Origin of the sequence: Eisenbergiella porci (genome assembly GCF_009696275.1) — a bacterium.
Classification (GTDB): Bacteria; Bacillota; Clostridia; order Lachnospirales; family Lachnospiraceae; genus Eisenbergiella; species Eisenbergiella porci.
Genome location: NZ_VUMI01000065.1, coordinates 17,525 through 31,173, shown reverse-complemented (window position 1 = coordinate 31,173; position 13,649 = coordinate 17,525). Strand labels below are relative to the sequence as shown.

Below are 13,649 nucleotides of genomic sequence, written 5' to 3'. Positions count from 1 at the left end.
CCCATATTGTCCCACAAGCTTCCCACCTGAACGTTACCATTCACGCAGATTGTGGTAGGATTACCCCAAATGGATAGGGTAGCTGATTATCAGCAATTCATTATGCGACTTCTTGTCGCACTTCTGCCTCCGGGTCCAGAATCTCGATCTCGTCGGAGGTGAGCAGGAAGCAGTTGGCGATCTCGCGTTTTGCGCTGAAGGATTTGCCGGAACCCGGTGTGCCGAGAATCAGGCCGTTGGGGTTCTTCAGGAGCTTGCGGTCCACCATAATAAGGTTACTGGACAGGGCGTTGATGCCGTAGTACAGCGCCTCCTTGCCGTTTTGGAACAGCTCCTGTGTGGTGAACGGCACAAAGATAGCCGTGGAACTGGTGGTCAGCCCACGCTGAATCTCTACCTGATTCACACCCAGCGGCAGGCAGCTCATCAGCCCTTCTTCCTGCTGGAAGTCCAGCCTTGTCAGCTGGCAGTTGTACTTCTGGGCGATGGAACCGGCCTGGAACACATTGTTGTCCAGCTGGCGGGGGTTGTCTGCGGTGTTCAGCACCAGAAAGGTCACAAGGAACATACGCTCATTGCGGCTCTGCAAATCCTGCAACAGCTTTTTCGCTTCACTGCCATAGGTGGCGAGGTCACTGGGAATCAAATCCATATCGTACCCTGCCCGAACCGCTTTTTTCTGTTCCTCGATCTTGCTGCGGTCTAAATCGGTGATTTTCCGCTTGACCGTCTTGATGGCTTTCACCTGATCCACGGACTGGATATGCAGGCTGACAATGAGGGAGCTTTCCATATCCAGAAAGTCCGCCAGCATCCGGTCATTCAACTCCGGCGCTAAAATCTGCAAAAAAGAAACAGCCCCGTATTTCTTGCCCATACGGAACTGCCTGCCGGTGCGAAACTCAAAGCTGGACGGCGCGATAAAGTCCTTGGTGGACAGGCCGCTGGCTGCCAGCCAGTCCCATTCAAATCGGAACGGCAGCTGCTCATCCATGTGGAAGATCCCATGCAGCTGGGCAAGCCGCGCCTTTCCGTCCAGAGTCTCCGCCGCCACGCCCAGCCGCTTGAAGTTGTTGAGAATATCGGTCTCGATACGCTCCAAACGGGGCTTGGCCGCCTTGATGCTGTCCGCGTCGATGCCAAAGGTCAGATACTTGGTTTTGATGAGACCGTTGTTGCCCCTGGCCAGCTGATTTTGCAGCATGGTGGTGTACTCCACCCGGATACTGTCAAAATCATCCCCCTGGAGAGGGATGGAGATGGCGCGGGCAAAGGTTTCCTCGGACGCGGCCAGGTTCAAAAAAGACAGCTCAAACCGAATCGAGCTGTCGAAGTAGTTGAGAAAATCACACCAGCCCTCGAAGATCGCGGTCTTGTCCTCGTTCTGCGAGAGCTGATAGTTGATGTCCTGAAATTGAATGGTTTTGGTGTAGTGACCGTCTGATACCCGGCAGATACCGTCCGGCCACATTCGTTCATAGGGGATGCTGTCCTGAGCCGATTTTTCCTTTTTGTCCGTGCGGTTTGCACGGGCAATGGCCGCTTCAATCTGCTTTTTGTCGGCGCGGGACAGCTTTTTCTTTATCCTGACCGGCTGCACAGCTTTTTCCTCGTTTTTTCCGAACAGCCGGTGCAGCCAGCGTTTGATTGCCGTAAACAATGTGTGACACCTCCTCGTCGAGATTCGCCTGCCGCTGCAACACGGCATAGAAGTTATTGGTGCGGTAGGGGCGTTCTTTGGGGCGGATCACCATAACGCGGATGAGGTTGCCCAGAACCTTTTCCAGCGGCTGCCCGTGCTTTTCATACATGGCCAACAGGAAAAAGGGCAGCATGACAAACATCATGCACATGACCGCCGTGCTGGTCCCTGCCGGTCCTTTGAGCAGGAAGAACAGCGGCACGCCGATGAGCGCCCCGCAGCCGAAGCAGACCAGCTGCCTTTTTGTCAGGTTGAACGCAACCTTGGTTTTGACTTTGGTTAAGTCTTTGGGTACGGGTACATAAGCCAATGTAACGACCTCCTTTACGGGAATGAAACGGAGCTGTCCACCTCGTCGCCCCAGACGTCCCAGCCGGGGGTGGCTTGTCTGGCAAACAGCTCAATACGCGGGACGTTTCCTGCCAGCGCGACGATTTTATCCCGGACAATATCCGGTTTCTTGCTGTGCTGCTCCACAGGAGAAAAAATCAGTTGATGGATGCCTGCATTTTGCCTTTCCGGTTTTCCTTTTACCGCCAGCAGGCAGATTTCCGCATTGCTTCTGGTCCACCAGCCCAGCCCGAAAAAGAACCCTTTGCCAGATTTATTCTGCTTGACCCAGACAAACGCCACGGTCTTGTAGGTGAATCCCCATGCGTCTATGAGCTTCAGCGCCTCCGGCAGCTTCGGGAAGGTACACCAGAGGAACAATGCACAGTTTTTGTCTGCCAGATCGGATACCGGCAGGCGGTACAGTTCTTCGTCCGGTATGGTCGGGTAATGATTCTGCGCCGCGCCCTGCACTTTTCCGCTGCGGTAAGCCCACGGGGGATCGGCATAAACAATCTGGTATTTCTTCATGCCGTCCTCCTTAATGCGCCTGAAAGATTGACTTTGCGAGGCTGCCGGTCTTAAACAGGGTGAAGCACAGCAGCACCGTGTAGCCCACGCAGGTCCAGATGGCCATAATCACATCTTCCTCGGTGGCGATATTCTGCACCAGTACGGCGTAAATCGCCACACAGACGATGATAAGGAACGCCTGGAACCCCAGGGCGAACAGGCTACGCAGGTAGTTCTGTCCCATGCCGCCCCATTCCTTGCCCATCATAGCCGCCATTGGGATAGGGGCTACGGAGGTTACAAGGTAAATCTCAATCATACGGCCATAAATGACAATGAAAATGCAGATATACATGGCCCACATGGTCACGCCGATAAACATACTCTGCACCCACAGGCCGATCAGCGGCCCCAAATCCATCTCCATCAGCCGGGATTCCATATCGCCCATGACGGAGGAAATATCAATGGAAGCGTCCGAGCCGATGATGCCGGACGCCTGGGCCACCACGCTCTGGGTCATGTCGAACACGCCCATGACGATGTTCCAGGTATTGGTGACAATGAGAATGGCGGCGGCGCTTTTGAACACCCACTTGAAAATCATCCAGGTGTCCACATCATGCAGGTTGTTTTTGTCGGTAATCATCTGGATCAGCTTCAGCGTCATCACGGCGGCCAAGATCACGCCCGCAATGGGGACCATGATGTTTTCCGAAAGGGTCTGGATCATGCTGAATACACCGGGGTTCCAGCCCTGGGGCGTCTGCCCGATCTGCACGGACACATCCGCCACCTGGCGGTTGACCGAATCGAACATCCCGGACAGGTTGCCCATAATGCCGACCGCCAGCATTTCCTTGAGCCAGTTGGTCAGGGCGTCCAGTAAGAAATCCATACAGTCTTACCTCCTTTCCGCCCCTCCCGCATGGAAACGGGAGGGGCAGGGATTTCCGGTGGACGGTTAGACGCTGAACAGCCCGGAGAGCAGCGGTACAAGGACCATGCCCACGATAGCCACACCAGCGCCCGCCATGAGCTGTTTCATGCCCTGGCTTTTTTCTTATGTGTGATAAAGAAGTAATAGAAGTGTAAAAAATTTTGCCGTTCCTATCCGGCACTTAGCTCTTGTGTCGGATAGGTCGGGCGGTTATTCGGGCAAGTCCACCTTGCCAACAAAAGAATAATAAATCTCAATGTCCTGTCTGCGGGTCTTGTTCTCGTCATAGCTGCACTCATGTACAACGATTTTCTCTACAAACTCCCGAAACAAAGTAGGGGTAAGTTCTTCAAAGCTGGTATGCCGCCGGACAACATTCATAAACTTTTCTGCGTTCACAGTGGCTTCCTGTGCTTTGGAAAGCTCCGCTTGGATAGCGGCGGCTCTTTCTTTCAGCTCCCGTTGTTCTGCTTCATAGTCTGCCGACAGCTCTGTGAAACGCTCGTCTGATATGCGCCCGGTCACGCTGTCCTCATACAGCCGCTTGAAGATAGCGGATAACTCGGCTATGCGTTTCTCGGCGGCTTCCAGTTCCTTTTTCTTGGCGGCGTTCCTGCGTTTGCCCCCGTCCTCGTTCTGCTCAATTAAGAGCTTCATAAACCGGGCTTCATGCTTTGCCGCATAGCTTGTCACTTTCCGCAGATTGGAGAGTACACCAGCGGTCAAGAGGTCGGTGCGGATAAAGTGTGCCGTACAGTCATGGGTGCGTTTCTTGTAGTTGCCGCAGATATAACAGTCCTGCTTGCGCTTGTCCGTCTGGTATCGCTGCTGGTACATGACGCTGCCGCAGTCCGCACAGAACAGTATGCCGGAGAACAAGCCCACTTCATCATAGCGGTTGGGGCGTTTGCGCTGCTTGCGAAGTTCCTGCACCCGTTCCCATGTCTGGGTGTCTATGATAGGCTCGTGGTGGTTCTCGAAAATCACTTGCTTCTCCGGGGGATTTTCTACGCTGTGCTTGACTTTGTAAGAGAGCTTTTCTGTCTTGAAATTTACCAGACAGCCTGTGTATTCCCGGTTTTCAAGGATATGCACAACGGTATTGGTCGCCCACTTGCACTCATAGCCGGGGTGGTAGCGGCGGGTGCTGCCCGTCCTGCGGTATTCCAGCGTCCCCGGCGTGGGGATCTGCTGCTCTGTGAGCATACGGGCTATCTTGGTCGGACCATTCCCGGCAAGGCAGAGGTTGTATATCTGCTTGACTACGGGTGCAGCTTCCTCGTCAATAATGAAATTTTCGTCCTCGTCCATGAGGTAGCCATACACAGGCTTGCTTGTGATGGGCTTGCCACTCATGCCTTTTGAGCGTTTTACTGCTTTGATTTTCTTGCTCGTATCTCTCACCAGCCATTCGTTAAAGATATTCCGCAGCGGGGCAAAATCATTGTCGCCCTGTGCGCTGTCCACTCCGTCATTGATAGCGATGAAGCGGACACCTTTCTGTGGGAAAATCATTTCCGTATACATTCCCACTTGCAGGTAGTTTCGCCCTAACCTCGACATATCCTTTACGATAACTGTCCCGACTTTTCCGGCTTCAATGTCCGCAAGCATGGCTTGGAAACCGGGTCTTTGAAAGTTCGCACCAGAATAACCGTCGTCCGTGTACCAGCGCAGATTGGAAAAGCCGTTCTGCTTTGCATAGGTTTCAAGAATACGCTTCTGATTGGAAATGGAATTGCTCTCGCCTTGCAGCTCGTCCTCATGGGAAAGTCTTGGGTAAAGGGCGGTAATTGGTTGTTGGTTGGTCTGTCTTAACATAAAATCCTCCGTTTCCGACAGCCAGCCCCACTATTCCGTACCTTGATTGTACCACATGGGGTGGCTGTCTGTATAGCGGCAAAAGCGTCAAATCTGCTTCTTTATGGTCGGTCAAATCGCCGTTTTTTGTGTAGCAGATGATTGGGATTGCATAGTAGAAAAACTCTTGTTCTTATGGTAAAATGGAGCTAATCAATACAAGGGGGTGTGACAATGAAAGGGTTTGTCCGTAACAATCAGTACCTTTCTCTTTGTGGTCTAAATTGTAAATTATGTCCTATGAATTTGGCAGGGCATTGTTCCGGTTGTGGCGTTGATAATCAAAGTTGTAAAATCGCAAAGTGCAGTATTGAACATGGGAAAATCGAATATTGCTTTCAGTGTACCAGCTTCCCTTGTGACAAATACGCTCATATAGATGATTTTGATTCTTTTATAACTCATCATAATCAAATGAATGACATGGAAAAAGCCAGCCAGATAGGGATTCCCGCCTATAATGCTGAACAGGAAGAAAAGCGCAAATTATTGGATTTCCTCTTGTCACACTATAATGACGGGCGCAGAAAAAATCTATTCTGTGTTGCAGTCAATCTCTTAACGATTAAAGAAATTGAAAATATCTTGCAAACAGTTAAATCCGATAAGGATTTTCAAAGTATGGGGAAGAAAGAACAGGCTTCTGTTATCGCAAAACTGTTGCAGGATATAGCTGTTCCAAAAGGCATTGAGTTGAAACTTCGGAAAAAATAAAGTTGTTACTGATATTCCAGCGGTCATGCTCCCCGGCGTGACCGCTTTTCCATGTCATCACTTATGCGCTGAACGGTGGCGTATGTCCGGCAGCAGTTTCCGCTTCCAGCACTTTCATCATCTTGTCGGCTGCGGTGTCGGTTGCGCCCTGCTTGAAGAAGCCGGAAACGGTAAGGACGGAGTTGCCCATGCGGATTTCCGTCACACAGTCCGGGCGGCGGTCTGTTTTGGTGGTGCTTGTCTGTTTCGTTTCTGTCATAGGCTCTCCTTGCGCTGCTTCATCAGTTGCTTTAAGCGTTCCAGCTTTTCCTGTGCGGTTTCCTTTCGGAAGTTGCTGCCCGTGAAGCGGACGGGGGCGCACATGGAAGTCAGCCTGTCATAGATACGGGCGTGGGGCGTGTCCTGCGGGTGCTGCAATTCCTCCAGCGTGAGGTTGGTCGTGGCGATCAGCGGCTTGCCGCTTCGGTAACGGCTGTCAATCACGCTGTAAACCTGTTCCAGCCCGTATTCTGTCCCTCGCTCCATACCGAAATCATCAAGTATCAGCAGGGGGTAGCTGCAAATGCGGGAAATATATTCGTTCCTGCTCTCAAAGCTGGCGGCAAGGTCATTGAGTATCGTTGCAAAGTTTGTCATGCGAACGGCAACCTCTTTTTCCATAAGGGCGTTGGCGATACAGGCGGCAAGGTAGCTTTTTCCTGTCCCCACGCCACCCCAAAACAGGTAGCCGATATTTTCAGCCTGCATGGTTTCCCAGCTCTCCACATAAAAGCGGGCGGTTTCGGTCTGCGGGTTTCTGCCGTTGTCATGCTCAAATGTCCAGTTCCGCATAGCAGGGTCGGTAAAGCCCCGGCGTTTCAAGTCCTCCACTTTTTCAAGGTGCTTCTGTCTGCTTTCAGCGGCTTCCCGTTTTTCACGGGCTGCCCGCTGGCAGTCGCACTCTGCCGGGTGTCGGTCATGCCCTAACCATTGGGCGGTTTCTTTTGAAAAGTAGGCTTCTTTTGGCGTATGGCACTTGCCGCAGTATAAAAGCCCGTCCTCGCCTGTGTAGTCCTCCGCTTCGGCGGTAGTGGTTGTAATGTCCGTAATCATAGCTTCAATCTCGTTTTTCATAAGCTCTCGCCCTCCTTGCATGAATAATCGGGTATGCCCTGTTTCGGGGCAGCCTTGCCTTTGGCAGCGTCCTCCTGCGCCCACTTGTAAATGGTGGCTGCATGGCTATGGTACTGCTTTCCGGTGGAAGCGATATGGCAGGAAAGCCGGTCAATATAATACTCCCACTTGTCGGGCAGCTCTGTTTTCAGCCCGGAAAGCTCCGTATCGGTCAGTATCACATTGTTGTATCTGCCATAAGCGGCGGGGGCGGGGTGTCCCGTTTCTCCCTCTCTCTCTTTTTCTATCTCTTTCTCTAACTCTATCTCTATCTCTGGTGGACGAATGTCGGACAAATGTCCGCCTTTTGTCCGGGGCGGTAAAAGTGCCTTGTTTTCCAGCCTTGCAGCCCGTTTTCTCTCGGCTTCGGTAGAGGATTGTCCTATCATCAGCTCAATGTCGGTCATATAGAAAGCCCCGCTGTCAAGCTGCTCCACAAGCCCCAACTGCCGGAAAATCTCTAAAGCCCTCTCAACCGTCCCTATCTGGTGGCGGGTCAGTGTCGCTATCATCTGCGCTGTGTAGGGGATATGCTCGTCAAGCTGCAATTTCCCGCCGTTTTTCAGCGATTTTAAGTACAGCTTCAAGAGGATATTGGAATATAAAATCCCGTCTTTCATATCTTCCAGCAGCACAATGGAGTCGCTGTCAAAAAAGTTCTCTTTCAACTTGAGGTAGTAATACTTGCGGTTATCTGCCATTGTCCCCGTCCTCCTTTTTCCGGCGTTTGGAGTAGTAGCGGGGGCAGAGTATGACAACCGCCCGGAAGCTCTGCTTACAGCTATGGGTACAGCCCCGGCAGAGGTCGTTGTATGTGATACGGTCGCAGGTGGTATTCCCGACTTTCACTTGCCGCAGGAAAAAAGACCATTCCAGCCGCCGTTTCTTGCTCATTCTTGGCATGGGTGCGCTCCTTTCTGCCGTTTCCGCTGGTGTGGCGGTATCGGCGGTAATTCTGTATCATCTCGGTATCATTTTCGGGGTTTTTCTGCCCTGTAAGCCCGTCAAAAAATCCTTTGGTATTGGGGATAGGGTACGGGGCAGCCCCCTTGTTCTGTATGGGTTCGGGTACATTTTGGGGTGGTTTTTATCGCTCCTGTTCCTGCCTTTTCACAGGCTTGCGCTCCCGGCGTAAAATCTGGTCGATATTGCCCTTGACAGTCTGTAAGCGGCGGTATTCCTCCCGTTTTGCCCGGTAATCGTTGTAGCCGCTGTTTTTCTCTTTGATAAGGCTTTCAATCTCTGCTTGCAGGGATTTATAGCTCGGCAGCTTGGAAATGCCGTTCTCTCTGAAATAACGGGCGGCTGCGTCTGCTATGATAAAGTCGCTTTCGTGCTTCTGACGGTAGGCTGCTTTTGCTTTGGCGTTTTTCTGCTGTTTCAGCCCGTCCCGGACAGGGCGGGTCTTGGAATAGGCAAGCACCTGCCGTTGCAGCTCCTTTTTCCCGTTTAGCGTCTTTTCCACCTGCTTTAGCTCTGCAAGGCTTTCCTGCATGGCGGTATAAGCGGCAGAACAGGCTTCGTCCAGTTCCTCCGGGGAAGAAAATCCATACTGCTGATAGGCGGTAACGGTAGCTGCCATTTGCTTTAGGTTGTGCTTTGCCGCCCAGCGGTCATAGCCCACGCCTTTTCCCTCGGCTCGCTTTGTTGCCCGGTCAACCATGCGCTGAATACCGTCCTTTTTCGGGGTGGTTTGAACAGCTTTTTTGCCCTGCAAACGCTCCCTTATGCTGCGAGGGTATTCGGGTACGGCTGCGGTCTGCTTGGCGGCTCTGTGGGCGTTCTGTTCCAAAAGGGCAAGAACGGCAGTGCGGTCAAAATCATCGCCAAGCTTGCGGGCGGTAATGGGCTTTGTCCTGTCCGGCGTGAGGTAGGATAGCCGCCCTCGGCTCTCCTTGACAGTTACGCCCTGTTGCAAGAGAACGGCGGCGAACTCGTCATAGCTGGCGGCAGAGGACAGCGCGGCGCGTATGGTCTGCCGCAATTTTTCCTTGTCTGTTTCAAACTTCGTGGGCTTGGCTGGCTGTTCTCCGGCTGGCAAGGCGGCAGCTTCCTTGTCCAGCTTTGCCTGTCCTTTCCGCTGCGCCCAATACTCACGCTCGGTAATGCGGTTCTTGCTGCCATGCAAAAGGTCGATTTGATAGAGATTTTCCCGGTGGCACAGTTCCATGACTTCGGCTTTGAAGTATTCCATCGCTGCGTCTGTGCAGCGGTGTTTGCACCCGGCGCGGGTGTCTGCCGGTCTGTCCATGTAGGGCAGGAACGGAACTTCCGCTATCCGCAGAGAATTGATAACAATATGCACATGGATATTGCCGCTGTGATTGTGTCCGTCCGGGTGGGTGCAGACAATGGCTTGGTGTCCGGGAAACTGTTTCCGGCAAAATTCCTCGCCCAGCGCCTGCGCCCGGTCTACGGTCAAGCCGTTGTCTACTGCGTCCCGTGGGTCAAAGCTGATAATGTAGTGGTGGCTTTTCACATCTTCCCGCTTCTGGTTTTTCCCATAGCGGAGATTGGAGCGCATACAGGCAACGGCAAAATCCTCGCCGCCGCAGTTCAGCGTTGCTATTCGGTAGTCCTCCCGGAGCATGAGCCGCCCGCTTTCATCAAGGGTGGGCTTCATGGTAAACTCATCATGTTCAAAGGTGAGGTACTGCTCGGCTGCGCCATAATCCGCATTTTTAGAGCTGATATGTTTGAATGTTGCCAACAGCGTCACCTACCTTTCGCAAGACTTCAAACTTCAAGGCGGCAAGGTCAGAAATGGCGGCGCGGACTTCAACGGACAGGGCGTTGTATGGTGTGCCGTACTCATTGAGGGCGCGGGCAATCTGATTGAGGTTGCCGCCGATTTTTCCGTATTCAGCGGTCAGCCTGCCAACGGCGGACAGCAGTTCATCATTGACCGGGGAAACGGTAACGATGGGGCGAATGGTCGCCCGTGTAATGGCTTGCCGGATAAACTCGGCTTGGCTCATGTCATAGTGTTTCAGCCGCTCGGTGAAGTCGGCATATTCTTCCTCGGTCATGCGGGTTTTGACCACATGGCTGCGGTGGGGCGTGTTGTATTTTTTCTTCAAGCGTTGACCTCCTTTCTCGCCCGACAGGGCGCATGAGCAGGGTTTGGGGAAGGCACTCCCCAACAAGATTTACCAAAGGGGAAAAACCGCAGATATGCGGATTTTGGCACCGTGGTAGAATCTTGCTCTAAGAAACTGCCAGACTGCCGTTCACTTCCTACTGCCACTTTTTCAGAAAATCGCAACCAACTTTTTTATAAAAGGCTACCGGATTGCCCTCACTTGCTACTGCCACTTTTTCGGGAAATCTATAACCAGCTTTTTTATAAAAGGCTGCAGGCTGGCATTCTCCCCCTTACTCCCTACAAACCACAAAAGAGCAGAATGGACGAACTTTCCGGCAAGAACTTTTCCGGCGGCTCGGTCTTTCCCGACAATAAGGCGTTTCGGAAGCTGCATTTGGCCCGCTGTCTGAAAAAAACGGCAGCCTTTTTTGACTTCACTATCTAATACGGAACTTTTGGAAATTTGCCAAAAATGGGCGCAAAAAAAGCAGCAAATCTTTTTCGGATTTACTGCTTTGTGTGCCGCTGCGGGGCGGCGGGATATTCAGTTTTTATGTTATCGGTCAAGCCGGAACTTGAACAGGCTTTCAATCAGCTTTGTTCTGATGTAATCCTCCATATCAGAATTATAATAGCCGTTCATTTTGGAGAAATAGCGGATATATCCGGCATAGCGGTCAAGGACAGCCTGTATCGCTATGGGGTCGTCCTCATGTGCCTTTATTATCGTGTCATAGGGGAGAAGTCGGTTACTCATGGGACAACACCTCCATTTCCTTTTTCAGCCGCTTCAAGGCAAGCTGAATATGCCGCCCGATTGTGCTGCGTGTCCAGCCGCTTTGTTCTCCGATTTCTTTCTGCGTCAAGTGCTGGAAGTAATACAAAAAGATTTCTTCCTGCGTCTGTTCCGGCAATCGGGCAAGAGCAGCCACAAGGGAGCAGCTATCTAAAAATATCGTCTGCCCCCGGACAGAGAACGGATAAGTTTCGCCATAGTCCGGCACTTGAAAATACTCGTCTGTGGTGCTTAGTGGGACAAACTTTTCTTCGGTCAAATATTCAAGGGAGATTTCCCGTTTCCACCTCGCCGCCAGCATACGGGCAGCGTCAAAGGACGCATGACGAATAACAATCCGGCAATAGGTATCATGGGTATAGCGGATATGTTCTTGATAGGCTTCGTATTCAGTCATGGAAAATCCCCCTTTCTTCGATTATGGGAAAGGGCGGCAGCACTTTTTTGCTGTCGCCCCTTGATTACCCACCAGCAAGGACAGGCGGGGCTGTCAACGGTGGGCGCAGCCCATTCACTTGCCGTTGACCGGCTCGGCTGGATTTGCTATCTTTACTCGCTAAGTATCGTTGACGGCGTAACAGACTGAAAAACAATCATACTGTCAAAGATGTCTTGCGGAGTAATCGTTACTGTATATGCTGACTTTAACATTTTCTGCATACCGGACAAACTAACATTAAGTGTGGTAATTGACTGTTTGCTGCTCAAAATCTGCTCCCACACTTCATCAGAAGTTGCACTTGCAAAATCAATAAAATACTGACCATTATCTGCATTGGAGAACTGATTATTCAAATCATTTGAGTTACTAACTTCCAAAACCTCAAACTCTCCATTGCCCTTTTGAGAGTTAAACTGCGTTTCCTGTGCGTCTGTTCCTATCGAATAGTATCCGTTACCAAGATTGTCTGAAAGTAATTCTCCCAAACAGGTATATCCTGCAACAGAGCTTTTACCGATGTGACCATTATGACCATTGATAAATAGAACGGTATTATCGCCATGCTGTAAAAACCACTCTACCTTTTCATACATATACTGGTCACGGGTAGCGTTGTAGTTATCACTTAGCTGTACCTCACAACAGGCATAAATAGTTTTTGCACATTCTTTTGCAAAATCAAAAGCCGGCTGACCTAAACTGTCTACAATATCGGTTTCAACAGTGTCCAGTTTTTCAATAAATTCTGAAACGCTCTCCTTTGCGCTATTCAACGCCGCTTCATCTAAGGAATTTCTGTTCTCGTCTGTAAGTTGTGCAAACACTTCTGAATATTCTGCGCTTAATTCCGGATGAGTTTGGTCGATAACAGAAAACAGATATTCCTTGTTATTATCAAACCGCTGTACATCCATACCATAAAAATGCAATGCTTCTTTTTCCGAAACAGTTTCATTGTAGGAACGCATCCAGTCTACCAAATCAGCCATTTCCTGTGTACGATAAATGGCAAATCCTATTTCTGCAACGACTTCTTCAGCAGTTCCATTACCGCCATTGATATACTGGTCTACTTTGAGCGCTCCGCCAAAATCTCCCTCTATGATGAAAGTGTGGCAACCATTATTCTCTACCAGAGCTTTGAATACATCTAATTTCATTTGATGATACTGCGCCACACCATGACTTGCTTCTCCCAGCCCTACAATCTGCACATCAGAAGATACAGAAATTGTCCCTATGTCAGATTGTGTATAAGATAGATCTGCTGATATAGATGATTTTGTATTCCCACACCCAGTAAAAAGGATAAAACAAATTGCTGTCGAAAGACACAAATTAAATATTCTTTTCAGCTTCATAATAGATACCTCATTTTTCTTCATCAACAAATTTAAACAAGTCCTCAACAGTCACATGGAATACTTTTGCAATATCCATAGCTAATTTAAGGGACGGATTATATCTGCCATTTTCAAGGTGAACGATTGTTTCTCGTCTCGCACCAACAAGCTCTGCAAGTTCGCTTTGTTTATATCCTGCCTGCTCACGATATTCTTTAATTTTTGTAACAAGAGCCATATCATACCCCCTTGCTGTCTATAATCACAAACATCAATGTCCGAATGATAGATAAAATCAAAATAGACAAAACAATAATCCACCCAATCATTCCCATATTGATAGCATTAACATGACCAAGAATAGCACAGCCCCAAGCAACTACAACCATAACAGCAACAAAAATCTTCAAACAAAATGAGTCACACCGTTTCAAGTTTCGCTCTGCCATTTCATCAACACCTTCCTTTTTGTATTTCTTAATTCTCATTTGCTGAAATGCAAAAAAGGCAGCAAGGAAACAGCCAAGTACAAGCTGTAAAGTTGGATACCAGTCTTTCCAATCTGTTCTTGCCCACATCCAGTAGTAAGATACAAGAATGATTGCGTAGATTATTTTTGTTCCAACAATTTCTCTTAAAGATACTTTTTTATTCATATTTCTTTCCTCTGTGTTATATATTTCGCACTTTCGATGTTATAAATATATCACTCCTATTTGCGTATGTCAATAGTGAAAGTGAAATATTTTTAACTTTCATTTTTCGGAATAGG

General features: G+C 50.0%; 16 protein-coding genes and 2 pseudogenes. 1 reads left to right on the top strand and 17 read right to left on the bottom strand.

Annotated elements, in window-relative coordinates:
- Nucleotides 1-121: 121 nt before the first annotated feature.
- The 6 genes and pseudogenes from FYJ45_RS25460 to FYJ45_RS25435 all read right to left on the bottom strand — a co-directional run.
- Nucleotides 122-1,600, bottom strand: a pseudogene (locus FYJ45_RS25460) (VirB4-like conjugal transfer ATPase, CD1110 family); the annotation flags it as partial.
- Nucleotides 1,545-2,012, bottom strand: coding sequence for a PrgI family protein (locus FYJ45_RS25455; protein WP_154467881.1), 468 nt, complete (start codon nt 2,010-2,012; stop codon nt 1,545-1,547). The pseudogene FYJ45_RS25460 and the gene FYJ45_RS25455, both read right to left, overlap by 56 nt.
- A gap of 14 nt (nt 2,013-2,026) precedes the next feature.
- Complete coding sequence (locus FYJ45_RS25450; RefSeq protein ID WP_154467880.1) at nt 2,027-2,563, bottom strand: MT-A70 family methyltransferase; 537 nt, start codon at nt 2,561-2,563, stop codon at nt 2,027-2,029.
- Nucleotides 2,564-2,573: 10 nt separating this feature from the next.
- Complete coding sequence (locus tag FYJ45_RS25445; RefSeq protein ID WP_154467878.1) at nt 2,574-3,443, bottom strand: VirB6/TrbL-like conjugal transfer protein, CD1112 family; 870 nt, start codon at nt 3,441-3,443, stop codon at nt 2,574-2,576.
- A gap of 66 nt (nt 3,444-3,509) precedes the next feature.
- Nucleotides 3,510-3,605 (bottom strand): annotated as a pseudogene (locus tag FYJ45_RS25440) (Maff2 family mobile element protein); the annotation flags it as partial.
- A 90-nt stretch (nt 3,606-3,695) separates the two neighbouring features.
- Nucleotides 3,696-5,306 (bottom strand): recombinase family protein, encoded by a 1,611-nt coding sequence (locus FYJ45_RS25435; RefSeq protein WP_154467876.1) that lies wholly within the window; start codon nt 5,304-5,306, stop codon nt 3,696-3,698.
- A 213-nt stretch (nt 5,307-5,519) separates the two neighbouring features.
- Between FYJ45_RS25435 and FYJ45_RS25430 the strand changes: the two genes are divergently transcribed.
- Nucleotides 5,520-6,059, top strand: coding sequence for a DUF3795 domain-containing protein (locus FYJ45_RS25430; protein ID WP_025486303.1), 540 nt, complete (start codon nt 5,520-5,522; stop codon nt 6,057-6,059).
- Nucleotides 6,060-6,120: 61 nt separating this feature from the next.
- Here the strand turns inward: FYJ45_RS25430 and FYJ45_RS25425 are convergent, their stop codons facing one another.
- The 11 genes from FYJ45_RS25425 to FYJ45_RS25365 all read right to left on the bottom strand — a co-directional run bounded on the left by FYJ45_RS25425 (nt 6,121) and on the right by FYJ45_RS25365 (nt 13,533).
- On the bottom strand, nt 6,121-6,318 hold the full coding sequence (locus tag FYJ45_RS25425; RefSeq protein WP_025486305.1) for a transposon-encoded TnpW family protein: 198 nt from the start codon (nt 6,316-6,318) through the stop codon (nt 6,121-6,123).
- Nucleotides 6,315-7,172, bottom strand: a complete 858-nt coding sequence (locus FYJ45_RS25420; RefSeq protein WP_050617399.1) for an ATP-binding protein — start codon at nt 7,170-7,172, stop codon at nt 6,315-6,317. The genes FYJ45_RS25425 and FYJ45_RS25420 overlap by 4 nt, the downstream gene beginning before the upstream one ends.
- Complete coding sequence (locus tag FYJ45_RS25415) at nt 7,169-7,912, bottom strand: phage replisome organizer N-terminal domain-containing protein (protein WP_154467874.1); 744 nt, start codon at nt 7,910-7,912, stop codon at nt 7,169-7,171. Before FYJ45_RS25415 ends, FYJ45_RS25420 begins: the two co-directional genes overlap by 4 nt.
- Nucleotides 7,902-8,114, bottom strand: coding sequence for a hypothetical protein (locus FYJ45_RS29870; protein ID WP_082425542.1), 213 nt, complete (start codon nt 8,112-8,114; stop codon nt 7,902-7,904). The genes FYJ45_RS25415 and FYJ45_RS29870 overlap by 11 nt, the downstream gene beginning before the upstream one ends.
- A gap of 184 nt (nt 8,115-8,298) precedes the next feature.
- Entirely contained in the window at nt 8,299-9,921 is a 1,623-nt protein-coding gene (locus tag FYJ45_RS25405; RefSeq protein ID WP_154467872.1) for a relaxase/mobilization nuclease domain-containing protein, read from the bottom strand.
- Nucleotides 9,893-10,291, bottom strand: coding sequence for a plasmid mobilization protein (locus tag FYJ45_RS25400; RefSeq protein WP_025482842.1), 399 nt, complete (start codon nt 10,289-10,291; stop codon nt 9,893-9,895). Before FYJ45_RS25400 ends, FYJ45_RS25405 begins: the two co-directional genes overlap by 29 nt.
- A gap of 561 nt (nt 10,292-10,852) precedes the next feature.
- A complete protein-coding gene (locus tag FYJ45_RS25385; protein ID WP_025482840.1) occupies nt 10,853-11,053 on the bottom strand; it encodes a helix-turn-helix domain-containing protein in 201 nt (66 codons plus the stop codon).
- Nucleotides 11,046-11,489 (bottom strand): RNA polymerase sigma factor, encoded by a 444-nt coding sequence (locus FYJ45_RS25380; RefSeq protein ID WP_025482838.1) that lies wholly within the window; start codon nt 11,487-11,489, stop codon nt 11,046-11,048. The genes FYJ45_RS25385 and FYJ45_RS25380 overlap by 8 nt, the downstream gene beginning before the upstream one ends.
- Before the next feature lie 152 nt (nt 11,490-11,641).
- Nucleotides 11,642-12,895 (bottom strand): erythromycin esterase family protein, encoded by a 1,254-nt coding sequence (locus FYJ45_RS25375; RefSeq protein WP_205491365.1) that lies wholly within the window; start codon nt 12,893-12,895, stop codon nt 11,642-11,644.
- Nucleotides 12,896-12,905: 10 nt separating this feature from the next.
- Nucleotides 12,906-13,115 carry a helix-turn-helix transcriptional regulator gene (locus tag FYJ45_RS25370; RefSeq protein ID WP_025482835.1) on the bottom strand — a complete coding sequence of 70 codons (210 nt, stop codon included), beginning with the start codon at nt 13,113-13,115 and terminating at the stop codon, nt 12,906-12,908.
- Nucleotide 13,116: 1 nt separating this feature from the next.
- The gene (locus FYJ45_RS25365) at nt 13,117-13,533 is read right to left on the bottom strand and encodes a hypothetical protein (RefSeq protein WP_025482833.1); all 417 of its coding nucleotides are present in this window, start codon (nt 13,531-13,533) and stop codon (nt 13,117-13,119) included.
- Nucleotides 13,534-13,649 lie beyond the last annotated feature (116 nt).